This is a genomic window from Desulfovibrio sp. (assembly GCF_041907885.1).
Classification (GTDB): domain Bacteria; phylum Desulfobacterota; class Desulfovibrionia; order Desulfovibrionales; family Desulfovibrionaceae; genus Desulfovibrio.
In genome coordinates, this window is record NZ_JAYRGM010000001.1 from 84,226 (window position 1) to 106,974 (window position 22,749).

General features: G+C 58.2%; 17 protein-coding genes. 14 read left to right on the forward strand and 3 right to left on the reverse strand.

Features of this window, described 5'->3' with window-relative positions:
• The first annotated feature begins 2 nt into the window (after nt 1-2).
• The 8 genes from murD to ftsZ all read left to right on the forward strand — a co-directional run bounded on the left by murD (nt 3) and on the right by ftsZ (nt 9,419).
• Complete coding sequence (gene murD / locus ACE3NW_RS00340) at nt 3-1,307, forward strand: UDP-N-acetylmuramoyl-L-alanine--D-glutamate ligase (protein ID WP_374279390.1); 1,305 nt, start codon at nt 3-5, stop codon at nt 1,305-1,307.
• The gene (gene ftsW / locus ACE3NW_RS00345; protein WP_374279391.1) at nt 1,304-2,482 is read left to right on the forward strand and encodes a putative lipid II flippase FtsW; all 1,179 of its coding nucleotides are present in this window, start codon (nt 1,304-1,306) and stop codon (nt 2,480-2,482) included. Before murD ends, ftsW begins: the two co-directional genes overlap by 4 nt.
• On the forward strand, nt 2,464-3,528 hold the full coding sequence (gene murG, locus ACE3NW_RS00350) for an undecaprenyldiphospho-muramoylpentapeptide beta-N-acetylglucosaminyltransferase (RefSeq protein ID WP_374279392.1): 1,065 nt from the start codon (nt 2,464-2,466) through the stop codon (nt 3,526-3,528). Before ftsW ends, murG begins: the two co-directional genes overlap by 19 nt.
• A gap of 96 nt (nt 3,529-3,624) precedes the next feature.
• Complete coding sequence (gene murC / locus ACE3NW_RS00355) at nt 3,625-4,998, forward strand: UDP-N-acetylmuramate--L-alanine ligase (protein WP_374279393.1); 1,374 nt, start codon at nt 3,625-3,627, stop codon at nt 4,996-4,998.
• A complete protein-coding gene (gene murB, locus ACE3NW_RS00360; RefSeq protein ID WP_374279394.1) occupies nt 4,991-5,881 on the forward strand; it encodes a UDP-N-acetylmuramate dehydrogenase in 891 nt (296 codons plus the stop codon). Before murC ends, murB begins: the two co-directional genes overlap by 8 nt.
• Nucleotides 5,866-6,756, forward strand: a complete 891-nt coding sequence (locus ACE3NW_RS00365) for a cell division protein FtsQ/DivIB (protein ID WP_374279395.1) — start codon at nt 5,866-5,868, stop codon at nt 6,754-6,756. The genes murB and ACE3NW_RS00365 overlap by 16 nt, the downstream gene beginning before the upstream one ends.
• 69 nt (nt 6,757-6,825) lie before the next feature.
• Complete coding sequence (gene ftsA, locus ACE3NW_RS00370) at nt 6,826-8,061, forward strand: cell division protein FtsA (RefSeq protein ID WP_374279396.1); 1,236 nt, start codon at nt 6,826-6,828, stop codon at nt 8,059-8,061.
• A gap of 44 nt (nt 8,062-8,105) precedes the next feature.
• A complete protein-coding gene (gene ftsZ / locus ACE3NW_RS00375) occupies nt 8,106-9,419 on the forward strand; it encodes a cell division protein FtsZ (RefSeq protein ID WP_374279397.1) in 1,314 nt (437 codons plus the stop codon).
• A gap of 585 nt (nt 9,420-10,004) precedes the next feature.
• Here the strand turns inward: ftsZ and ACE3NW_RS00380 are convergent.
• Nucleotides 10,005-10,271 carry an RNA recognition motif domain-containing protein gene (locus ACE3NW_RS00380; RefSeq protein ID WP_374279398.1) on the reverse strand — a complete coding sequence of 89 codons (267 nt, stop codon included), beginning with the start codon at nt 10,269-10,271 and terminating at the stop codon, nt 10,005-10,007.
• 317 nt (nt 10,272-10,588) lie between these two features.
• On the opposite strand from ACE3NW_RS00380, the gene ACE3NW_RS00385 reads away from it, so the two are divergent.
• Entirely contained in the window at nt 10,589-10,894 is a 306-nt protein-coding gene (locus ACE3NW_RS00385; protein WP_374279399.1) for a hypothetical protein, read from the forward strand.
• Between the two features lie 263 nt (nt 10,895-11,157).
• Entirely contained in the window at nt 11,158-11,361 is a 204-nt protein-coding gene (locus ACE3NW_RS00390; RefSeq protein WP_374279400.1) for a dual CXXC motif small (seleno)protein, read from the forward strand.
• Here ACE3NW_RS00390 and ACE3NW_RS00395 read toward each other — a convergent pair.
• Nucleotides 11,358-12,674 carry an NAD(P)/FAD-dependent oxidoreductase gene (locus tag ACE3NW_RS00395; protein WP_374279401.1) on the reverse strand — a complete coding sequence of 439 codons (1,317 nt, stop codon included), beginning with the start codon at nt 12,672-12,674 and terminating at the stop codon, nt 11,358-11,360. The genes ACE3NW_RS00390 and ACE3NW_RS00395 overlap by 4 nt on opposite strands.
• 274 nt (nt 12,675-12,948) lie before the next feature.
• Between ACE3NW_RS00395 and ACE3NW_RS00400 the strand changes: the two genes are divergently transcribed.
• Nucleotides 12,949-13,950 (forward strand): YheT family hydrolase, encoded by a 1,002-nt coding sequence (locus ACE3NW_RS00400; RefSeq protein WP_374279402.1) that lies wholly within the window; start codon nt 12,949-12,951, stop codon nt 13,948-13,950.
• Nucleotides 13,951-14,032: 82 nt separating this feature from the next.
• On the opposite strand, the gene hrpB is transcribed toward ACE3NW_RS00400, so the two are convergent.
• Complete coding sequence (gene hrpB / locus ACE3NW_RS00405) at nt 14,033-16,807, reverse strand: ATP-dependent helicase HrpB (protein ID WP_374279403.1); 2,775 nt, start codon at nt 16,805-16,807, stop codon at nt 14,033-14,035.
• Nucleotides 16,808-16,922: 115 nt separating this feature from the next.
• Here hrpB and ACE3NW_RS00410 point away from each other — a divergent pair, with 115 nt between their 5' ends.
• From ACE3NW_RS00410 to ACE3NW_RS00420, 3 genes are all read left to right on the forward strand, one after another.
• Nucleotides 16,923-18,032 (forward strand): sigma-54 interaction domain-containing protein, encoded by a 1,110-nt coding sequence (locus tag ACE3NW_RS00410; protein ID WP_374279404.1) that lies wholly within the window; start codon nt 16,923-16,925, stop codon nt 18,030-18,032.
• Between the two features lie 62 nt (nt 18,033-18,094).
• Nucleotides 18,095-21,508, forward strand: coding sequence for a tetratricopeptide repeat protein (locus ACE3NW_RS00415; RefSeq protein ID WP_374279405.1), 3,414 nt, complete (start codon nt 18,095-18,097; stop codon nt 21,506-21,508).
• Between the two features lie 273 nt (nt 21,509-21,781).
• Nucleotides 21,782-22,522 carry a DUF4851 domain-containing protein gene (locus ACE3NW_RS00420; protein WP_374279406.1) on the forward strand — a complete coding sequence of 247 codons (741 nt, stop codon included), beginning with the start codon at nt 21,782-21,784 and terminating at the stop codon, nt 22,520-22,522.
• Nucleotides 22,523-22,749: the final 227 nt, after the last annotated feature.

Genomic DNA, 22,749 nt, shown 5'->3' on the forward strand with positions numbered 1-22,749 from the left:
ATATGGCACTGGAAAAAAATCGTGGCAGGCGCATTACCCCTGGCGAACTGGCCGTTGTTGTGGGAGCAGGACGCTCTGGCATCGCGGCTGCCCGCCTGTTGAGCCGCGCCGGAGCAAAAGTTAGGCTGCTGGACAGCAACATCAAGGCCTTGGCGGGGCGAGAATCGCTCGCTACCGAGCTGGCTGCGCAGGGCATTGAAGTGCAGCTGGGCGAACACATTGCCGGTCAGTTTGCTGGGGCAGCATTTGTGGTTCCCAGCCCCGGCATGCCGGTAGCCAGGCTTGAGGGTTTGGTGGACACCCAGGTTTCGGAAATTCTGGCAGAAATGGAACTGGCCTGGCGCTATCTGGACGACGAGCCAGTGCTGGCCATAACCGGAACCAGCGGCAAAACCACCACGGCATCTCTGGCGGCAGCCATGCTGCACGAACAGGGGTATGCCGTGTTTCTAGGCGGCAATATTGGCACGCCGCTCTCAGAATATGTGCTGGGCGGCAAAAAAGCCGATGTGCTGGTGCTTGAAGTTTCGAGCTTCCAGTTGCAGTGCTGCACAACATTTTGCCCGCGTGCGGGCATACTGCTCAACATTACACCCAATCACCTCGATTACCACAAGGACATGGCCGAATACACCGAGGCCAAGTTCCGTCTTTTCCGCTGCCAGAGCGAGGAAGACCTGGCTGTGTTTGGCGAAGAGCTGCGCAGTGAGGTTGCCCATCACAACATCAAGGCGCGCAAGGTTTTTGTGCAGGCCACAGACCGTTTTTCCGGCAGCTGCCTGATGGGTTCGCATAACCGCATCAATGAAGAAGCGGCATGGCAGGCCTGCCGCCTGTTTGGAGTGACCGAAGCCAGCGCCGCCAGAGCGGTGGAGCGTTTCAAGCCCCTGCCGCACCGGCTTGAAAAAGTGGCGGAGCGCAAGGGCGTGCTGTACGTCAACGATTCCAAGTGTACCACTGTTTCGGCCCTTAAGGTGGCGCTTGAGGCTCTTGACCGCCCAGTGCGGCTGTTGTGCGGCGGCAAGTTCAAGGGCGGCGATCTGGCCGGTCTGGCTGATCTGCTGCGGGCCAAGGTGCAGGAAGTTGCGCTGTTTGGGGCCAGCCGCGAGCATTTTGAAAAGGCCTGGCAGGGTATTGTGCCCATGAGCTGGCACGAAACCATGGAACCAGCGGTGCGCTATGCCACGGCAAATGCTGCCAGTGGTGATGTGGTGCTGCTTGCTCCCGCAACCTCAAGCTACGATCTGTACAAAAACTACGAGCAGCGCGGTGATGACTTTAAGCGCATTGTGGGCCTGCTGCCATGAAGAATCTTTTGAGCGGTAAAAAGGCAACGCCCAAGGTCAACAGTGCCATGGCCAGGGCTACGGAAGAAGGGCCGTTTGCGCCTTTTGACTGGTGGCTCTTTACCATCATGCTGGTCATACTTTCCATCGGGCTTGTGATGGTGCTCTCGGCCAGCGGCATTGTGGCCGAGCAGGTCAATGGCGACAAATACTACTTTTTCAAACGGCAGGTCATCTTTGCCATGGGCGGCGGCGTGGCCCTGTGGGGTGCGGCCCTTTTGCCGAGGCACTGGCTGTACCGCATGCAGTACCCGGCCCTGTTCATAGCGCTGCTGTTGCTGCTGGTGACGCTGTCGCCGCTCACCCCCGCCATCAACGGTGCAAAGCGCTGGATTCCGCTGGGCTTTATTTCCATTCAGCCCATGGAATTCGTAAAAATCGCGCTGGCCTTGTATCTGGCCTATTTCATGAGTTCCAAGCAGGAACTTATCAAGACTTTTAGCCGGGGCGTTATTCCGCCTTTTGCCGTTACGGGGCTGTTCTGCTTTTTGCTGCTGCTGCAACCCGACTTTGGCAGCGCCGTTGTTCTGGCGAGTATTCTGTTTTTTATGTGCGTGGCCGGCGGCACGCGGTTTATCTATCTGTTTTTCTCGGTGGCGCTGGCCTGCGGCGGTGCAATGGCGCTGGCCATTTCTTCTCCCTACCGACTGCGCCGTCTGCTGGCTTTTCTTGATCCTTTTCAGGATGCCCACAACACGGGCTACCAGCTTGTGCAGTCGTTGCTGGCCATCGGTTCGGGCAGTTTTTTTGGCGTGGGCGTGGGGGCCAGCAAACAGAAGATGTTTTATCTGCCTGAAGCGCACAACGACTTTATCATGGCCGTGCTTGCAGAAGAAATGGGCTTTGTGGGCGTGAGCTTTGTGATGATTCTGTTTGCCCTGCTTTTCTGGCGCTGCTACAGAATTATTCAGGGGCAGCGCAATCTGCGCGACCGCTTTACCGCATTTGGCATCACAACCATTCTTGCCATGGGCTCGGTCATGAACCTGGCCGTGGTTATGGGTGTGGCCCCGCCCAAGGGCGTGCCCATGCCCCTTATGAGTTACGGCGGCAGTAATCTTTTGGCCACCATGCTGTGCGTGGGCCTGCTTATGAATTTTTCAAGAACGGCGGACACATGGACAACATCCTCCTGACAACCGGCGGCACTGGCGGGCATATTTTTCCGGCATTGGCTGTGGCAGAGGAATTGCGGCGTCGCAATCCCAATGCCAACTTGCTGTTTGTGGGTTCGCTGTACGGGCCTGAAGAAAGACTGATGCGTCAGGCGGGCATTCCTTTTGAAGGCCTGCCCGTGCGCGGTCTGCTGGGGCGCGGCTTCAAAGCCGTGGGCGCTGGTGCGCAAATGGCCCTGGCCGTTGCCAAGGCTGTGGGCATCATTCGCCGGTTCAAGCCCGATGTTGTGGCTGGTTTTGGCGGTTACGCCGCCTTTGCGCCCATGCTTGCGGCCCGTTTGATGGGCGTGCCGGGCGTGCTGCACGAGCAGAACGCCATTGCCGGGGCCAGTAACCGCTTTTTGGCCCGTGTAGCGCGGCGGGTGTGCATTTCGCTGCCCAACACCAGCGGTTTTGACATGAAAAAATGCGTGTTCACCGGCAATCCCGTGCGGGCTGCCGTTACAGCCGTGGGCCAGATCAGCCGTCAGCGTCAGAGCCGCCGCCTGCTTGTGGTGGGCGGTTCGCAGGGTGCGCACGCGCTCAACGCCTTTATGCTGGAAAATCTGGCTGAATTTCGTGGTGCCGGGGTGGAAATTCGCCACCAGACAGGTATCACCGACGAGGGCAGCGCGCGTGCGGCCTATATGGCTGCGGGCTATGCCCCAGAATGCGTTTCTGCCTTTATTGACGACATGGCCGGGGCCTATGCCTGGGCCGATGTGGCTTTGTGCCGCGCCGGGGCCAGCACAGTGGCGGAGCTTTGCGCTGCCGGTCTGCCCTCGGTTCTCGTTCCCTTTCCCCATGCCATTCATGACCACCAGACCCGCAACGCCGAAGTGCTGACCCGCAGCGGGGCAGCCGTGCTTGTGCCCGAGGGGCGCATGGCCGTGCAGCACATGTCGGACATTCTGTTGCGGCTTTTGACCATGCCAGGCGAACGCGAGCCCATGGCGGCGGCAGCACTTTCTGCTGCCCGGCCTGATGCGGCGGCACGTGTGGTAGCCGTTCTGGAAGAAACAGCGTAATTCAACGGACCGGGTGCAGACAGCCTGCGCCCGGCAGCGATATTTGCGGGAAAATTCAACCCTCCAAATTATCTAGACTTTTTTTAAAGGTATAGCATGAACAGCAAGATTCGGCGTATTCATATGGTTGGCATTGGCGGCGCGGGCATGAGCGGCATTGCCGAGGTTCTTCTCAATCAGGGCTACGAGGTATCTGGCTCGGATATGAGTGATTCTGCCGTGGTGCGTCATCTTCGTGAGCTTGGCGCGCATGTGGCCGTGGGCCACGCTGCGGAAAATGTGGGTGACGTGCAGGTGCTGGTAAAATCCACCGCCATCAGCGACGAAAATCCCGAGCTGGTTGAAGCCCGCCGCCGCAGCATAGCCATTATTCCGCGCGCCGAAATGCTGGCCGAACTCATGCGCCTGCGCCAGGGCATTGCCATTGCAGGCACGCACGGCAAAACCACTACCACATCCCTTACGGCCTCCATATTTGATACGGCGGGCCTCGACCCCACGGTTATCATCGGCGGCAGGCTCAACGCCTACGGAACCAACGCCCACCTTGGGCATGGCGAATATCTGATAGCCGAAGCCGACGAGTCGGACGGTTCGTTTTTGTGCCTTCTGCCCATCATCAATGTGGTCACCAATGTGGACGAAGACCACCTCGACCACTACAAAACCCGTGCGGGCATTGATGAAGCCTTTGTGGAATTCATGAACAACGTGCCCTTTTACGGCCTTAACATCGTTTGCGGCGACGACCCCGGCGTGCGCGCGCTGCTCTCGCGCGTCAAGCGCCCCGTGCTTACCTATGGCTTTGCCGAAGACAACGTGCTGCGTGCCGTGCCGCTCGAATGCGGGGTTCGCAACAATTTCGAGGTCTGGCGCAGCGGCCAAAAGCTTGGCAATGTCAGCCTGCCCCAGCCGGGGCGTCACAACATGCTCAATGCGCTTGCGGCCATTGGCGCGGCCATGGAAGTGGACATCAGTTTTGAAAAATGCATAGAGGGCCTCAACGGATTTGGCGGCGTGGGGCGTCGGTTTGAATTCAAGGGTGAAAAGGGCGGCGTAACCGTGGTTGACGACTACGGGCATCACCCGGCAGAAATCGCGGCCACGCTGGCCACGGCGCGTCAGGTTTTTCCCGGGCGGCGCATAGTGGCGGCATTTCAGCCGCACCGTTTTAGCCGCACACAGGCTCATTTTGGCGAATTCTGCAAGGTTTTTGACAATGTGGACCAGCTGCTGCTCACCGAAATTTATGCTGCTTCCGAAAAGCCCATTCCTGGTGTTTCGGGCCAAAGCCTCGCCCAGGGCATCCGCCAGGTTTCGACCACACCTGTTGAGTATTTTCAGACTCTTAGTGACGTTGCGGCAGCCTTGCACGGTATTTTGAAAGAAGGCGATGTGCTGCTTACCCTTGGCGCTGGCAGCATTACCCGCCTTGGCCCCGCATGGCTTGAAGGTCAGAGCCATGCGTGAGATGCCCGCACCCTTTCTTGCCCCCCGCACCACGCTGCGCATAGGCGGAACCGCCATTGCGGAGCTTGTGCTTGAGAGGAGGGAAGACCTTGATCTGCTACCCGATAAGCTGAAGGCTCTTGGCGGCAAGCCTCTGGTTTTGGGCGCAGGCAGCAATATTCTTGCCCAGGACGGAGAATTGCCCCTGGTGTTGATACGGCCCTTTTTCAACGATGGGCCGCAGATTGTGGGCGAGCATGAGGGAAAAATTCTTGTGCGGGCCGGGGCTGGCGTTCCCATGGCGCGGCTGTTGCGTTTTTGCGCGGTCAACGGCCTCAGCGGGCTTGAAGGGCTGGTGGGAATACCCGGCAGTGTGGGCGGGGCAGTTGCCATGAATGCGGGCTCGCACGGTACTGAAACCTGCAAGAACATTTATACTATTCAGGCATTTGTTGATAACACCATTCAACGCATCAGCGTTGATGCACTGCAATACGGCTATCGTACCCTTCGTATCAACGGGAAAAAGAATGATTTTATCGTCTTGGAAGCCACATTTGGCTTGACCGTGGGTGAAAGGGATGGCATCTGTAATTGCATGCGTCACAACTTTTTTAAGAAAAAGTCTAAACAACCTGTGACGGCCTGGAGCGCGGGGTGTGTGTTCAAAAATCCCTCGCCAGAGATATCTGCCGGAAGGCTGCTTGATGAAGCAGGTTTTAAGGGCAGAAAGCTTGGGGGGATGGCTTTTTCAACCCTGCATGCAAATTTTTTGATTAACGAAGGCAAGGGCAGCGCCACAGCCGCCCTGGCTCTGTTGCAAGAGGCCCGGGATGCTGTGCGGCAACGGTTCGGCATTGAGCTTGAGCCGGAGGTCAGGATAGTGCCATGCCCCTTGCCCTGAAAAAAAATAGCCGAAAAGCCCGCAATTCCTACACCCGGTCATCTGCCCCGGCCAAAAAAAGCGGCGGCAGCAGCAATTCTGGGATTCGGGTTGGGGGAATTCTAGCGGCGATTTTCAAGAGGCTCAGGGGTTTTAGCGGCCTCAAAAGCCTGGCGGCCCTTACGGTGCTGCTGGCCGGTTTCGGTTTGATTATTGCGGGGGTCTGCTATTCATCGCTGTGGCTCTACAACAAGGCCATAACAAGCGATTTTTTCACAACCCGCCATGTGGATGTGACAGGCAATGTGCGGCTTTCGCATGATATGGTGCTGCAATACGGTGGCATTCGCGAGGGCGACAACAGCCTTGCCGTCAGCATCGCCAAGGTTGAACGAAATTTACGCAAAACGCCCTGGGTAGAAGAAGCCTCGGTCAAGCGGCTGCTGCCCGACAGGTTTGTGATCAGGCTCAAGGAACGTTTGCCTTCATTTTGGGTTCACAAGGACGGGGTGCTCTATTACGCCAACGAGCTTGGCGAATTGATTGCCCCGGTGGAAAGCAAAAATTTTCTTTCGCTGCCCACCCTGCGTGTTGACCCGGGAGCGGAAGATGCGCTGCCTTATCTGACGCGTCTGATGAAGGGCATGCAGAGCGGTTTGTTGCCCGTTGAAGCGGGGGCTGTTTCGTCTGTTAGCGTAAGCCCCGGCAAAGGTATTGAAATTTATCTCGAAGATAGGGAAATGCGGCTTTCCATCGCTACAGACGATTGGGAAGGCAATCTTTCCCGGTTAAGTCTGACCCTGGGCGATCTGGCCCGCAGACACGAGCTGCGCAATGTACGCGAGATTCGTTCTGTTAACGGCAATGTTTGGGTTCTACTTAACCAGCCAGCGTAAAAAAACTTGCGGCATCTGCCCCAGGGCGTGCCGTTGCGACCCGGAGACAGGCGTTTTGAGGAGAATGGCATGAATAAATCCGAGCTCATCGTTGGCCTCGACATCGGCACCACAAAGATATGCGCTGTGGTGGGGGAATTGTCGGAGTCGGGTCTTGTAGATGTGGTGGGCATCGGAACCAGTGTTTCTACTGGTTTGCGCAAGGGCGTGGTGGTCAACATAGAGCAGACCGTCCAGTCCATCCGCAAGGCTGTGGAAGACGCAGAGCTCATGGCTGGCTGCGAGATTCACTCTGTGTACGTGGGCATCGCTGGCAGTCACATTATGGGTATCAACAGCCACGGTGTCATTGCCGTCAAGGGCGGCGAGGTCGCGCAGCGCGATATCGAACGTGCCCTTGATGCAGCCAGAGCTGTTGCCATTCCTGCCGACCGTGAAGTTATCCATATTCTGCCGCAGGAATATATAGTTGATAACCAGCGTGGCATTGCCGACCCGCTCGGCATGGCTGGTGTGCGCCTTGAGGTCAAGGTTCACATTGTGACCGGCGCGGTTTCTTCTGCGCAGAACATTGTGCGTTCGTGCCACCGCAGCCAGCTTGAAGTGGCCGATATTGCCCTTGAATCGCTGGCCTCTGCCAAGGCCGTGCTGACTGAAGAAGAACGCGAAATCGGCGTTGCCCTGGTTGATCTTGGCGGCGGCACCACCGATATTGCCGTTTTTGCCAACGATGCCATCAAACACACTGCTGTTTTGGCTCTTGGCGGGCAAAACCTCTCCAACGACATTGCCTTTGGCCTGCGCACACCTATTGCTTCTGCCGAAAAAATCAAGCTCAAATACGGCTGCGCGCTTGCCGACCTTGTTCGTAACGACGAATTTATCGAGGTTCCCAGTGTGGGCGGGCGCGAACCGCGCCGCCTCTCGCGCCAGGTGCTGGCCGAGATATGCGAACCCCGCATGGAAGAAATTCTCTACCTTGTTGATCAGACCCTCGTGCGCTCTGGCTACAAGGACATGATAGGCGCTGGTGTTGTGCTTACGGGCGGCACGTCGCTTATTGAAGGCTGCCAGGAACTGGGCGAGCAGATTTTTAATCTGCCCACGCGCATTGGCTACCCGCGTAACATCGGGGGGCTCAAGGATGTGGTCAACAGCCCCAAGTTTTCTACCGCTGTTGGCCTGTTGCGCTACGGTGCGGAAAAAGAACTTTCCGGGCAGAAAAAATTTACCACACGTAGCGAAAGCGGCGTTTTTGACGGCGTGCTTTCGCGCATGAAAAAGTGGTTTGCGGACATTTCATAACAACCTCAAGCGGGCATTTGAGGATAGCACAGAGGAGAGGTGCAATGGCTCAGTCTATCGTTGATGATATCGATACCTCGTTGGCCAGCAATGCCAAGATTAAAGTTATTGGCGTAGGTGGCGGCGGCGGTAACGCTGTGCAGAACATGATTGCCTCTGGCCTGCGCGGAGTGCAGTTTGTTTGCGCCAACACCGATGTGCAGGCGCTGAACAAAAACGGCGCCTCCGTAAAGGTGCAGCTGGGCGAAAAGCTTACCAAGGGTCTTGGCGCTGGTGCCAACCCCTCCATTGGCCGCGAGGCCGCTGTGGAAAGCGTGGGCAGCATTCGTGAAGCCATCGGCGATGCCGACATGGTTTTTGTTACCGCAGGCATGGGCGGCGGAACCGGCACTGGCGCGGCCCCCGTGGTTGCCCAGGCTGCCAAGGAAATGGGCGTGCTTACCGTGGGCGTTGTGACCAAGCCCTTCAGCTTTGAAGGTGCCAAGCGCAAGCGCGCTGCCGAAGCCGGGCTTGAAGAGTTCAAGCAGCATGTGGACTGCCTGATCACCATTCCCAACGACCGCCTGCTTGCCTTTGCTCCCAAGAAGGCACCTTTCTCCGAAATGCTTCAGAAGGCCAACGACGTGCTGTACTATGCCGTCAAGGGTATCTCTGACGTGATCGTGGGCGAAGGCCTCATCAACCTTGACTTTGCAGACGTGCGCACCACCATGGCCGAGGCCGGTATGGCCCTTATGGGTACTGGCATTGCCTCTGGCGAAAACCGTGCCCGCGAGGCTGCCCAGCGCGCCATCATGAGCCCGCTGCTTGAAGATGTTTCGCTCGAGAGCGCCAAGGCGGTTCTTTACAACATCACCGCGCCCACCGACATCACTGCCGACGAAATTGCCGAAATCGGCGACATCATCGGCGATGCCACGCCCGAAGAAGCCAACATCATCTTTGGTGTTGTGTTTGACGATAACATTGGTGACGAAATTCGCCTCACCGTTATTGCCACCGGTATTGATTCGCCCCAGGCCATCCAGCCCGTGCAGGCTCCTGCTGCCACGGTTACCAACTTCCGCAAGCCCGGCCCCGATGCTGTTGTTGCCGAATCGCGCCGTTCCAATTCGCGTCTTTCGCAGCAGGGCATGATGGAAGAGCAGGAGCGTATGGAATCGCGCTTGCCGCAAACTTCGCGCCGTGCGGAAGTTGAACGCTGGTATGATGAAAAAAGCAATGTTCCTACGTACTTGCAAAAGCGTGAAGTCATTGGTCAGTCGCGCCGCCGTCAGCACAATCCCGGCCACGAAGACTTCACCTATGATGAAGAAGATTTTGAAATTCCTACCTTCATCCGCACTCAGGCCGACTAGTAACTAGTTGCCTGCGTGCCGGGGACAAAAACTGTTTTGTCCACAGAAGAAGGCTCATGATTTTCAGGGCTTGCCTCTTCGGCCCTGAAATGCCCGCCGGGAGGCCCATTGGGGGCCTCCCAGAGCGGGGCGTGAATGTCCGCATTTATGCCGCAAGCCCCCGTGGATTGCGGCTTTTTTTATTGCTGATTGTGCTGCTGAGATTGCTGGCAGAAGTGTGCGTGGTGCTGGTTAATGACTCTGTTGCCGTAATTGCGGGGTGGTTTGCATGAATTTCAGGCAGGTTCTGACAATTTTGCGTGATCTGTTCATGCCCCAGCCTCGCAATTCTTGCCCGCATTGCGGCGGCATACGTTGCATCGGTGCATGCCAGTTTAACGACAAACAGCCACTGCCCGTAAATGATCTTGAAAAACCTCTGGCAGATTCCGCGCTGAAATCCGGGGCTGCTCCTCAGTCTGGGTGCGAGCCCGCTGGGAGAGATACAACGGCGGAATCAGTCAAGAATCAGAAATAGTACTGTGAATTCAGGCCAAAAAAAAGCCGCTGTGGATACAGCGGCTTTTTTTGCGGGAAATTTGTGGTCTACCAGCGGCGGGGCGCGGGGCGACGTTCTTCAGCCTGGTTGATACGCAGGGTGCGGCCGCCGAAATCAACGCCGTTCAGGGCTTCGATGGCCTTGTGGGCGTCGGCTTCGTCCATTTCGACAAAGCCAAAGCCACGGGGACGGCCCGTTTCGCGGTCCATGATGAGCTTGACGGAAAGGGGATCGCCGTAAGGGGCAAAAAGGGCTTCAACGCCTTCCTGGGTAGCGGAAAAGGGCAGGTTGCCGACATAAATGGAAACAGCCATAAAGACTCCGTTGTTGAGGTGGGTAAACTTTCCGCTTGAAGCCTTACCCACGCAAAGTCTCTGGCAAAAAGAAATACAGCACCCTATGAATAATGGCGAACACTACTGTCATGCGCCAATGTCGTCAAGGGGTATCTGCAACGGCAACTATCTTGATTGCCAAACCAATTAATACAACTGAACTACTAGTGTTATGTTGGGCTTTATAGAGCCCATGTGATTAACATGGGTTTTAACAAAAAGGCATTTAGGTATGAATTGGTTGCCTTGAACTGCAAAAGGCCGGGGTTACCGGCCTTTTTGACAGCAAGTTTTAGATGGCCTGCGTCTTTTTCTTTGCAGAGGGCTTCTTTGCCTTGGCAGGAGCCTTGGCAGAGGCCTTTTTTGCTTTGGCAGGGGCCTTGACCTTACTGGCCTTGGGCGCCTTGGTTCCACTTGCAACAGCCGGGGCAGTGTTTGCAGCATTGGCTTCAGTGCTGATCCAGCAGGGGGCGGTGATCAACGAAAGAGCCATGGCGGCCAAAAGGAGCTTTTTCATGTTATTATCCGTTTCTTCTGGTTATGCCACATTCACAACAATATGGCTGTACGTCTATGGCATGAGCTGCGACGCGACGCAATAACTAATTTGCGCCTACGCAGCCGGGCATTTGCGGGCATTTTTTACAGTGCCCTTATTACAGTTGCTTCAGGTGTTGTGCGCCTGGGATAATGTTGACAAAAATACACCTTGAATGCTCTAACAAAATGCTGTGCTGCAAGGTTTGCCAAGTTTGCTGCCGCTGGCTGCGGATGGCTTGAAGTGCCTGCCTGCTCACGGCTTGCAGCATGTTGCCACACCCTTGGCTGGGGTGCATTTTACCCACCTATTACCCAAAGAGTGGACATGGCTTTTTTTGCCTCAAGAGACGTTAAGACAACGTTAGTATGCCCAACATGCGGCGCGCCCCTGCACATAGCCCGTACCTGTCACGAGGTGTACATGCACTGCCCGGCCTGCAAGGCCCAGTTTCCGCTTCAGGATTACATTCGTCAGGCAGACGAAGCCATGGAGCATTTTTTGGAAAACGTGTACTGCAATCGCATCTAGGGCTGTCTGCCTGCGCTTTGCTGTTTCTGCCCGCAGCCAGACATATGGCGCGCAAGGGCTTTTGCGGCCACACTGCCGCTGGCCCAGGCCCAGTGCAGATTATAGCCACCCAGCAGGCCGGTAACGTCCAGCAGTTCGCCCACCACAAACAGGTTTTCCCGCACACGGCTGCGCATGGTTTTGGGGTCTACTTCGTCGGTATTAACACCGCCGCAGCAGGCCTCTGCCTTTTTGAGCCCTGCTGTGGAGCTCGGCGTTATGCTGTGCTTTTGCACTGCTTCCACAATGGCTTGCCGCGCCGCGCGCGAAAGTTCCGCTGCCTTGCGCCGTGCCCATTCCTGCGGCAGCAGGGCATCCACAAGGCGTTGCGGCAGATGCCGGGCCAGCAGGGCCCTGGGTGTCTGCTTGCCGGTCTGGGGCGCATCAAGCAGGGCAGCAATATCCAGTGAAGGTAAAAAGTTCAGTGTCAGTGCCATTTCCTGGTTCCAGTACAGTGATGCCTTGAGCGCGGCCGGGCCGCTGAGGCCATCGTGGGTAAAGAGCAGATCGTCCTGCCAATGGTGCTGGCCCAGAGTGATGCCAACCGGCAGGCTGATGCCCGTGAGGTTCAGCAGGGGCGACCCTTCGGCAAGCTTAAGCGGCGCAAGGGCGGGGCGGGGCGGAATGACGCCGTGTCCCAGTTCTGCCGCCAGCCGAAAGCCCGCACCGCTGCCGCCAGCCTGCGGCCAGGCAGGGCTGCCCAGGGCCAACACCAGCGTCTTGCCGCGCCACGTACCGCGTTCTGTCTGAACGCTGAAGCCATCGGCAAGGGGCTGCACCCCTGTTACCGCAGTGTTGCAGGCCATGTGGCAGCCGTTTTTGAGGCAGTCGTCCACCAGAGCCCGCACCAGCCGTTGTGCAGAAACTGTCAGAAACAGTTGTCCGTGTGAGCGTTCTTCAAAGGGCAGATTCCACGCACGCACAAGGCGCAGCATGTGCTCTGGCGTAAAGGCCTTGAGCGCGGGCGCGCAAAAGGCGTTGCCACTGCTGCCGTCACAACGGTAATCACGCGGGCCAACCGTGCGGTTGGTAAAATTGGCCTTGCCGCCGCCGCTTACGGCCAGCTTGCGCCCCGGCACAGGCCCACGCTCAAGCAGCACGACGCTCAGGCCGCTAGCGGCTGCTTCGCGTGCGCACATAAGCCCGGCTGCGCCTGCCCCCAGTATAAGCACATCGGCGCTTGTGGGCCCGGTATAGGCGCTGCCCCGTTGCACAGCGGGGCGCTTGCCGGGGTTTGCATCTGCGGGCGCGGCCTTGCCGGATTGGGCGGGCATGTTTGCGGCGGCTTTATGATTGCGGTCATCAGCGTTAGGGGTGGCCCGGTTGGGCTCTGCCTGGGCAAAGGCCTGGCGTGCCGGATTTGACAGAAATTTACGCGCGGCGCTATTTTGTGGGGCTTTGTTGTGCATGTGGCGAAGGTATACGAGGCTCTGGCGGCTGCCAAGCCCTGTTTGATGGCAAAATGCCCGTGTGTGCAGTCTGGTTCAAAGCGTGTGCCCATACCCTCGTGCGTGGTCTGCCAAAACATTCATTTCAACAGAGAGTAGCATGCCTGTTTTTGCTTCTTCATACAGAGCGCCGTGGTATGTGCGCAATGGTCATGCAAATACCATGTGGCCGGTTCTGTTTCGTGAGCATCCTGCTGTTGCTTCTGCAATGCAGCGGGTGCGTATTGATACGCCTGACGGCGATTTTCTCGATGTAGATCAGCATCCGGCCTGCGCTGCTGGCGGGGCAGAAAAGCCTTTTGGCCAGGGGCGCGGCATTGCAGTGGTTTCGCATGGGCTGGAGGGCAACAGCCGCCGCAAATATGTGCTTGGCATGACCAACACCCTGCGCGCCGCAGGGTTTGATGTGCTGGCCTGGAACATGCGCTCGTGCTCTGGCGAGAGCAACCGCACGGCGCGTCTGTACCACATGGGCGAAACAGAAGACCTTGCAACCGTGGTGCGCCATGCCGAACAGTTTGACAGGCCCGTGCTGCTGGTGGGTTTCAGCATGGGCGGCAACCAGATTTGCCGGTATCTGGGCCGGGGGCCCGTATCACCGCAGATAAGGGCGGCTGTGGCTGTTTCTGTACCCTGCGATCTGGCCGCTGCTGCTCCTGTGATGGATGGCCCCGCCTGCCGCATCTATATGGAGTATTTTTTGCGCACCCTGCGTAAAAAAGTGCGCGAAAAGGCCGAGCGTTTTCCTTCATATCCATCGGTGGAAGGCGTGGATAAAATCCATACATTTGCCGAATTTGACGAGCGTTTTACCGCTCCGGCCTTTGGTTTTGCCTCTGCGCGTGACTATTGGCAAAAAAACACCGTGCTGCCCGATCTGCCGCATATCTCAGTGCCAACCCTGCTGCTTATGGCAGCGGATGACCCGTTTTGCGCGCCTTCGTGTTATCCGTGGAAGGCCGCAGAGCAGAGCGCACACCTACATCTGGAAGTTGCACCGCACGGCGGGCATGTGGGATTTGTGCAGCAGAAAGGCGAGTACTACAGCGAGCAACGCGCGCGCGAGTTTGTGCAGATGCTGGTGGAACGCGGTATTTTTTAGACATCCGTGCGGCATGTCCGATGGGAACTGCGGAGCCGCGCCATGCAAAAGGCATGGGCCGGGCTGCGTTGCCGTGGCACTGTCAGTTCTTTTTCTGCTCTGCCAGCCGCTTCTTGGTCAAAACCGTGGCCGGGGCGTTGAGGGGGTCTTCCGGCCAGGGATGTTTGGGGTAACGGCCCCGCATTTCTGCGCGTACAGCGGGGTAACCGTTGCGCCAGAAATTGGCCAGGTCGCGGGTAACCTGCAAGGGGCGGCCCGCCGGTGAATTGAGGCGCAGCACCAGAGCCACGCGGTTGCTGGCTATGCGCGGCGTATCCACGCAGCCAAACAGTTCCTGCAACTTGGCCGCCAGCCACGGCCCGCCGTCTTCGCCGTACACAATGGGGCGCATGGCCCCGGAGGGAACCTGCCATTCCGTGGGGGCCTGCCGCTCAAGCGTGCGGTGCAGGCTGCCCGGCAGCAGGCCACGCAGGGCATCACGCAGCTGCGAGGGGTCAAGCGTGGCCAGAGAATTGGCGCGCGACTGTTTTTGTCCCTGCGCCGCCTCAAGCGCACGTTCCAGAGCTGGCGCAAGCCAGAGTTCTAGGTCTGCCAGCAGGGCCGCATCCGACACATCGGGCCATGTTTCGCCCTCAAGCTCACGCATAAGGCTTACCCGCGCCCGCCACTGGCGTGCAGCATCGTCCCATGGCAGACAATCCAGCCCCTTGCTCTGCACATATTCACACAGGGCCGCCGCACACTGCCCCGGCAGGGGGCGCGGCAGGGGAGTGTCTTCGAGAATCAGCGCCCCAAGCACCCTTTGACGGCGCGCGCTCACAAGCCCGGTATCTGAAACCGAGAGCTTGTCATCTGAGCTGATATCTGCGCCGAAGAGTTCTGTAATATCCTGTTCGGCAAGTGCCGCCGCAAGGCGGATGCGCCCCCTGGGGGCTGCACCGTCCACTTCTGCCACGGCAAGAAATGTCTGGCGGGCAAGGGGATCATCACTGGCAAGCTGCGCCGCACGCCCACTGCGCAGCAAAAAAGGCGTGATGGATGCCGGGCCCTTTGCGGCAGCGTTTTGCGGCCCGCCTGCAAAATTTTCTGCCAAACTTCCCACCTGGCGCATGGCTACGAGTTCTGGCCAGGCAACGGCGATGAGCCGCCCAAGGTTTGCGGCCTGGGCCAGTGCTGCGGAAAACATGCCCTCGGAGTGTTTTTGCGGTGCATGCGTGCCGCCAGCGGGGGTAGCCACACCTCGCTGCAAACTTTGTCGCATGAGGCGCTGGGCCAGCCTGCGCAGGCGTTCACGGGCCTGGTCTGCACCTTTGCCGGGGGCGGTGGGGCGGCAAAGCCAGTCGAGGCGGCGCAGCACGTCGCATCCGGCGGCAGCGTTGGCAGTACCTCCGTTGCGGCTGCCTGCGGCATGGGCAAGGGGATCGCGTTCTTCAAGCAAGGCTGCAACACAGGCTGCCAGCGCGGCAAGGGAATTTTGCCCTCCCCACAAGAGCAGCCGCGCCGTGCGCGGAGCAAGGGGCAGAGAGGCCATTTCGCGGCCAAGAGCCGTTGGCCGCAGCTGTGCGTCTATGGCTCCCATGGCTTGCAGGCTGTTGTGTGCCACAGCCATACGGGCGGCAGGCGGTGTGTCCAGCCAGGGCAGCGAACCGGCATCCGTTGCGCCCCACACTGCCAGCTGCAAGGCAAGGCCGCTCAGGTCGGCATCAAGAATTTCGGGCCGTATGTGGGGCCGCATGCCGTGTTCCTGCTCTCTGGCCCAAAGGCGGCAGCAAATACCGGATTCTGTACGGCCCGCGCGACCAGCCCTTTGCGCTGCGCCTGCCAGAGAAACCCGTTCTGTCACCAGCCGGGTGAGGCCGCTTGCCGGGTCAAAGCGCGCCAGCCGCGCAAGGCCGCTGTCCACCACCAGCCGCACGCCTTCAATGGTCAGTGAGGTTTCGGCAATGGATGTGGCAAGCACCACCTTGCGCTGCCCGGCAGGGGCGGGCGCTATGGCCGCATCCTGTTCCCTGGCCGAGAGGTTTCCGTAGAGCGGGCACAGCGCGATATCGGCGGCAAGCCTGCCCTCCAGCAGGCCAGCCAGATGGCGGATTTCGCCCGCGCCGGGCAAAAAGGCCAGCAGGCTGCCCTGTTCGGTCTGCATCAGGTGCGCGATCACATCGGCCATGTGCCGCCACAGCAGCGGGCCAGCCCCGGCGGATGCCGAACCGCCCACAAACTGCCCAGCCCGCAGCGTTGGCGGCATGTGCCGCATCTGCACCGGGTAGGTTTTGCCCTGGCAGAGCACGGATGGGCAGCCCCCCAAAAGGTCGGCCACCGCCGCTTCATCCAGCGTGGCTGACATGACAACGATCCGCAGATCGGGGCGCAGCGCCGCCTGACTCTCAAGGCAGAGGGCAAGGCCGGTGTCGGCAATGAGCGAGCGCTCGTGGAATTCGTCAAAAATCACGCAGGCAATGTCCGGCAGATCGGGGGTATCCTGCAACATGCGGGTGAGCACGCCCTCGGTAACGACCTCCACACGGGTATTGCTGCCCACATGGCTTTCGTCACGCATGCGGTAACCCACAAGGCCGCCGGGCTGTTCGCCCAGCAGGGCCGCCATATAGCGCGCCAGTGCGCGGGCGGCCACACGGCGGGGTTCAAGCAGCAGGATGCGGCGGCCCTCAAGCCAGGGCTGATCCATAAGCCACAGGGGTACGCGACTGCTCTTGCCTGCGCCGGGCAGGGCGCTGAGCACAAGATTGCGGCCCTGCGTCAGCGCCGCCAAAATTTCTGGCCGCGAAACATCAAGCGGGCAGGGCGGGATAGCACGTATGCCAGCAGGGGCGGGTATGGGCGTGGAGTGGTCGGTCATGGCAAAATGCGGCAGGGCTGAGGGTAATGCTGGGTAATAGACGCATTTTTACTGGCATTCCGATGCGTGTCAGTGTATTGACACAGGAAAGGACATGCACGCGGAGAATGCACACATGGAGTTGAATACCAGCGGCATTATCGGCCAGAGCACAAGCCTGGCTGAAGTCTTCAAGGTTCTCGGCAAGGTTGCGCCCACGGACAGCACTGTGCTTGTAACTGGTGAATCGGGAACTGGCAAGGAATTGCTGGTGCGCGCCCTTCACGCCAACAGTCGCAGGGCTGACAAGCCCTTTGTGCCCATCAACTGTGGGGCCATACCTAAAGAACTGCTTGAAAGTGAACTTTTCGGCCACGAAAAGGGCGCCTTTACGCACGCCATACGTTCGCGGCCCGGGCGGTTTGAAATGGCCGACGGCGGCACCATCTTTCTTGATGAAATTGGCGAAATGGAACTGAGCCTTCAGGTCAAGATTCTGCGCGTGCTGCAAGAAAAAGAGATCGAGCGCGTTGGCGGAACCGGCAGCAAGAAGGTGGACGTGCGCATTGTGGCGGCCACCAACCGCGATCTGGAGGCAGAAGTTGCCGCCGGGCGCTTCCGCGAAGATCTTTACTACCGGCTCAATGTAATTCCCCTGCATTTGCCCCCTCTGCGTCAGCGTGGCAACGATGTGCTGCTGCTTGCAAGGCATTTTCTCAACCATTTTTGCACCAAAAAAGACCGCCACCCCATGGGGCTTGACGAAACAACCCGGCGAATTCTGGCTGCCTACGCCTGGCCGGGCAATGTGCGCGAGCTTGTAAACTTCATGGAACGCCTGAGCATTCTTGTGGATGGCGATACCGTGTGCATGGAAGACCTGCCGCACAAGATTCTTGATCAGGTGGGTGATGTCGCGTTGTTGCCCCCGGTGGAAGAAGTTTCGCCTGTGGAGACTCAGGAGCAGCCGGCGCAGGAAACCCCAGGGCAGGAGGCCGTTGCTGCTTCCGCACAAGCGCCGATAGGTCAGGCCGTTGCTGCTGCCCCTGACGGTGTATTTGTGTGGCCCAATCTTGGTGTGCTGGCCGAGCACGGTCTGAATCTTAAAGATTTTCTTGATACGGTTGAAAGCCGCCTTATTGACGAGGCGCTGGCCAAGGCAGAAGGCGTAAAAAATCAGGCCGCTGAGCTGTTGGGCATCAAGCGTACAACGCTGATTGAGAAGCTCAAAAAACGCAGTATGTAGCGGCATAAAATTTGCATGGATTTTTGCGGCCCACCGGCCACAACTTTTCCTGCGAAGTGCAAGTGAAAACACACCTTTTCGCCGCCACGCCACGGCCTCATATTGCCGCCCGCAAGGGTGCGCCCGCCCATCCCCATCATTGCATGGGGGCTTTGTTGTTGTGCCTGTGCGTGCTGTTGTGTGCCCAGCCAGCGCTGGCCATGAGCTGGAGCTGGTCGCCGCTGGGCCAAGACGGTGAGGCCCCCGCAGCCTCTGGGGGCAACGCGGCTGGCGAGCGCCTAAGCATTACGCTGGACAACCCCGGTCAGGTGCGCAGGCTTGTGCGCAGCGGAACCAATACCTTGCTGCTGCTTCTTAATGGCGACAACCCGGTATTGCAGCGACAGGGGGCAGCCCCCGGCGCGGGTGCTCTGCTTGAAAGTGTTGGCGTTTCCAATAATCAGGTGCGCATTACTCTTTCTTCGCGGGCCATGAGCCATGTGATGCGGCGGCCTTCAGCATCTGTTCTCGACATAGAAATTTTTGCCGCTGGCTTGCAGGGCGATACTGCCGCCCGGCAGGATGCCCAGGCGCTGGCAGCGGGTGACACGGCAGCCCCCGGCGCGGCAGAGCAGGCTTCGTCACTGGGTGACAGTCTGCCCATTGATGCTGGCAAGGACTTTTTGCACTCTGCGCTGAAAATGCTGGACAATGCCCAGCAGAATGTTTTGAGCCTCTCTCCCTCCGATCTGCTGGATACCGCCAAAAACAGGCTGACAGGCTTGTTGCCCTTGTCTGTGTTTTCTACCACGGATTCTGCCGTTGCAGCCGAAGTGCCGCATGAGGCAGCCAAAGGTGAAGCAAACCGGGTTCAGGCCCCGCAGGGGCCAAGCCTGATGAGCAGGATCAATCCCGGCGGGCCGGAAGACTGGCCTGAAGACAAGGGGCTTTTTACCACTGTTCCCAGCAGGGCTGCGCCCGTGGCGGCTACGCAAACAGCCGCGCCCTCGCCGCAGCCCGCCGCACAGGTTACGACCCCGGTTGCCGCACAGCCCATTACTCAGCCCGTTGCTCAACCTGTCACGCAGCCTGTTACGCAACCCGCCGCGCAGCCAGTACAGGCCGCTCGACCCGCGCCCACATCTGCCCCGGCATCCGCGCAAGCGCCAGCCCCGGTTCAGGTTCCAGCGCAGACTCCCATGCAGGCGCAGACTCCCATGCAGGCGCAGGCTCCCGTGCAGGCGCAGGCTCCCGTGCAGGCCCCGGTGGTTGCGCCCGCGCAACCCGCCAAACCGGCTGATATCATAGGCAACGTGTCTGGCAAGGTAACGGGCGATGTGGTGGGGCTGCAAAACCAGGGCGACGGCGGCGGCCATGGTGGCGGCGGTGGCGGCGGTGGGCATGGAGCAAAGGAAGAGCCCGCACGGCCTGTGGTTTACGTGGACGAGCAGGGCAACCCGGTTGAAAAGCCCGTTGATCCGCAAAAAATGATGGAAGAAGCGGAGCGGCTCATCAAGGAACGCAAGTTCGTCGAAGCCTTGCCGCAGCTGGAAAAACTGAAGGAAATGCCCACGCTCAGTGCCGAAATGCGTGAAAAAACGCTGTACTACATCAGCGACTGCGTGTGGTCCAGATATTCCGACAATCCCCTGGCGGGCTTTGAGCCCATTGTTTCTGCCACCAGTGAGGCCATGAATTTTGACCTTCGGTCGCCGCGCGTGCCAGAGGCCTTGCTGCGCCTGGGGCTGGTAAACGTGAACGTGGGCAATCTTGTGGATGCCGGGGGCTATATTGTGGCCATGTACCGGCGGTATCCCGATTATCCCGGCGTGGCGCAGGGTTTTACGGCCCTGGGCAAGGCACAGCTCAAGCGTCATATGGATGCGCAGGCCGAGCAGTCATTTTCCATTGTGCTCGACAAATATCCAGAATCGTCCTTTTTGCAGGAGGCGTCGGTCGGTCTTGCCCAGGCTTTGAGCAACCAGCGCAAATATCCCAATGCCCAGGTCATCCTCGACTTTATCAGCAAGCGTTGGCCCCGGTATTATATTGAAGATCCGACGTTTCTCTTTTTGCAGGGGGCCAACGACGAGGCTCTTAACCGGCCCATGGAAGCCCTGACACTGTACTGGCTGTATTTTAACCTGTTGCCGGGGCAAAAGGGCAACGACGAGCTGCTTTTCAAGATGGGCGACATGTACACCCGCCTTGGCAACAGGCTTGCGGCCGACTTTTTGTACAACTACGTTACCCGGCACTATGAGGGAACCCAGTCGGCAAAAATGTCCAGCCTGCGGCTTATTGAGGGCGGAATTTATGATGCGCCCATCAATTATGAAGGCATGAGCCAGGTTTTTGCCAGAGCTGCCAGCAACAATCTGCAAAAGGTTTACGCCGATCTTGCAGCTGCATCGCGCACCGCACCCGAATCGGTTGCAGCGCGCCTCAAGGAGGCCATGTGGCTTTACTGGAGCAAGCGTTATACCGAGGCCATGGGCAAGGCTGCTGAATTTATTGACGGTTACCCCGAAAACGGCAATGTGGCCCAGGCGCGCGACATCATCTGGCTGTCGTTTCAGAAAGAACTTGCCAACTCCATGGCCGAAAAAAACTATGGTCGCATTCTTCTTTTGTGGAATGGTTTTCCGCTGGTGCGCGAGCGCTACGGTGCAATTGACCCACGCATGCGCTTTGCTCTTTCGCAGGGCATGCTTGAGCGCGGCGATGACGACGCGGCCCTTGGCATGCTGGCAGAATTTCTCAAGTCGCCCATGAACCCGGAATACGGTGAAGCCGCCTTTACGGAATTTTTTAACCGTTATCTCAAGGCCGGGGCCTGGGCCAAGATTCTTGATCTTGGCAGGCTTGTTTCTGGCTGGCCCCTCAAGCCGCAGCTGCGCAACCAGCTTGATTACGCCATGGCTCTCTCGGCCCAGAATCTCAATCTGGCCGGGCCCGCGCTTGCCATGTGGCAAAACCTTGCAGACCGGCAGGAGATTCCGCTGTATCAGCGGGCTTACGCCACCTATTTTCTGGCGCGTGATGCCGAGCAGCGCAAGGATATACGCAATTCCTACACCTTGAACCGCAAGGTGATAGAGCTCTTTACCCAGTTGCAGGACGAGCGTTCGGACAAGGCTGACCCGCAGCGCATCAAGGATGCCATGCTTTCACTTATGGATATCTGCGAGGTGGGCAACCGTGTGCCCGAAGCGCTGGAGTGGCTGGCGCGCTACAATGCCTTTGTTCCGCAGAATTCGCCCGAATACCCTGGCCTGCGTTTTCGCGAGGCCCGTCTGTACCGCAAGCTGGGCGATGCCACGCGTGCTCAGGCTCTGCTTGAAGACATTGTTCGCAATTATGCCGATTCGCCCTTTGCCAGGGCCGCCACGGCAGAGCTGCGCACCTTTGAAGTTTCACGCGATCTGCAAAACTACCTGCCTGGCGGGGCAGGAACCCAGGCCGCGCCAGCGGGCAAGCCCGCCGGTACTCCCTAGCCTGTCTTTTGGCTGCGGTGGCAGAGCTGCCGCAAATAATCTTCGCTTCTTCCTTGCATTGTAGTGCCTCAATACTTATTTTGTCTTTGCAGATATGCAGAGGCATGCTGCATTGCGTGCAGATACGCCTTGGAATATAATGCCAAATAATGGATGTACCGCCCCTGTCAATGGGCAATGTCTCCCAGTTTTATTCCCTCCCCTCGGATATCATGTGGTTCAATTGCATCATCACATCCAGATGTATTTTGAGCCTTCAGCCAGGAGGTACATATGAACAGAGTGCTATTTTTCGCCACTCTATGTTTGCTTGCCGTGATGGCCGGTTGCACGGGTGCGCAGCAAAGGGGCATGCAGGGCAATGCCTATGTTTCCACCGCCCGCCCGGCCATCAGCATGCAGGCAGTAAACATGCCCCTGATTACCGCTGGCGAGGGAAGTGTCAAACTTGACGGAACAGGCGTTCTTGGCGGCCTTTCACTCAACGCATGGCTTGCCGTATACGGCAAGGGCGATGCGCAAAGCCCTCTGGCCATTGTGGCCATGGCCGAGGTGCCGCACGGCTGGTATTGGGATAGCGACGGCCAGCGCCCTTTTAGCGTGGACAAGGGCGTTGAGGTTTATAATAATGTTGGGTATGCCGCCTGCACCTATATTGTTGACAGCAAAAAAGACCCCTTTGCAGCCGTGGCAGGGCTTAAGGACGAGTCCAAACCAATGCGCTGGCTGGTGCGCGGCTATGACGCCAGATACAATTTTAATGACACCAAGGCGGTCATGGAGTACAGGGAACCCCTGCCGGAAAATCTGGCCGGTCAGGTTACCCTTACCGAAAGCATGACAGACCAGCTCAAGGCCTTTGAGCAGCGAGCCAGCGCCGTATTTGCAGTGGCGGCAGTTCCGCAAAATACTTCTGGTATAGCGCGTGGTTATGCAAAGAATGTTTACTGGCAATATCTTGATCAACGCTTTTGGGGTACAGTATCAAAGTATGAGATATTTGACACAAAGTAGCTTGTGTTAATGGCAATCTGTCATGTTACAGGTTTGCCGCAAAGGTGGTCATTTGAGAAGTTTTTATCAAATGGCCACCTTCAGTTTTATATTTGTTGCGCGTGCAGCGACTCCTTCAAACTGTAACAAGTTATTTCATTCTGGATTAATGTTTATGTACAATTTGCAGTGGAATTTTATATTCTAGGGTATAGTACATTGACGAAACAATAGCTGCTGTGTATGTT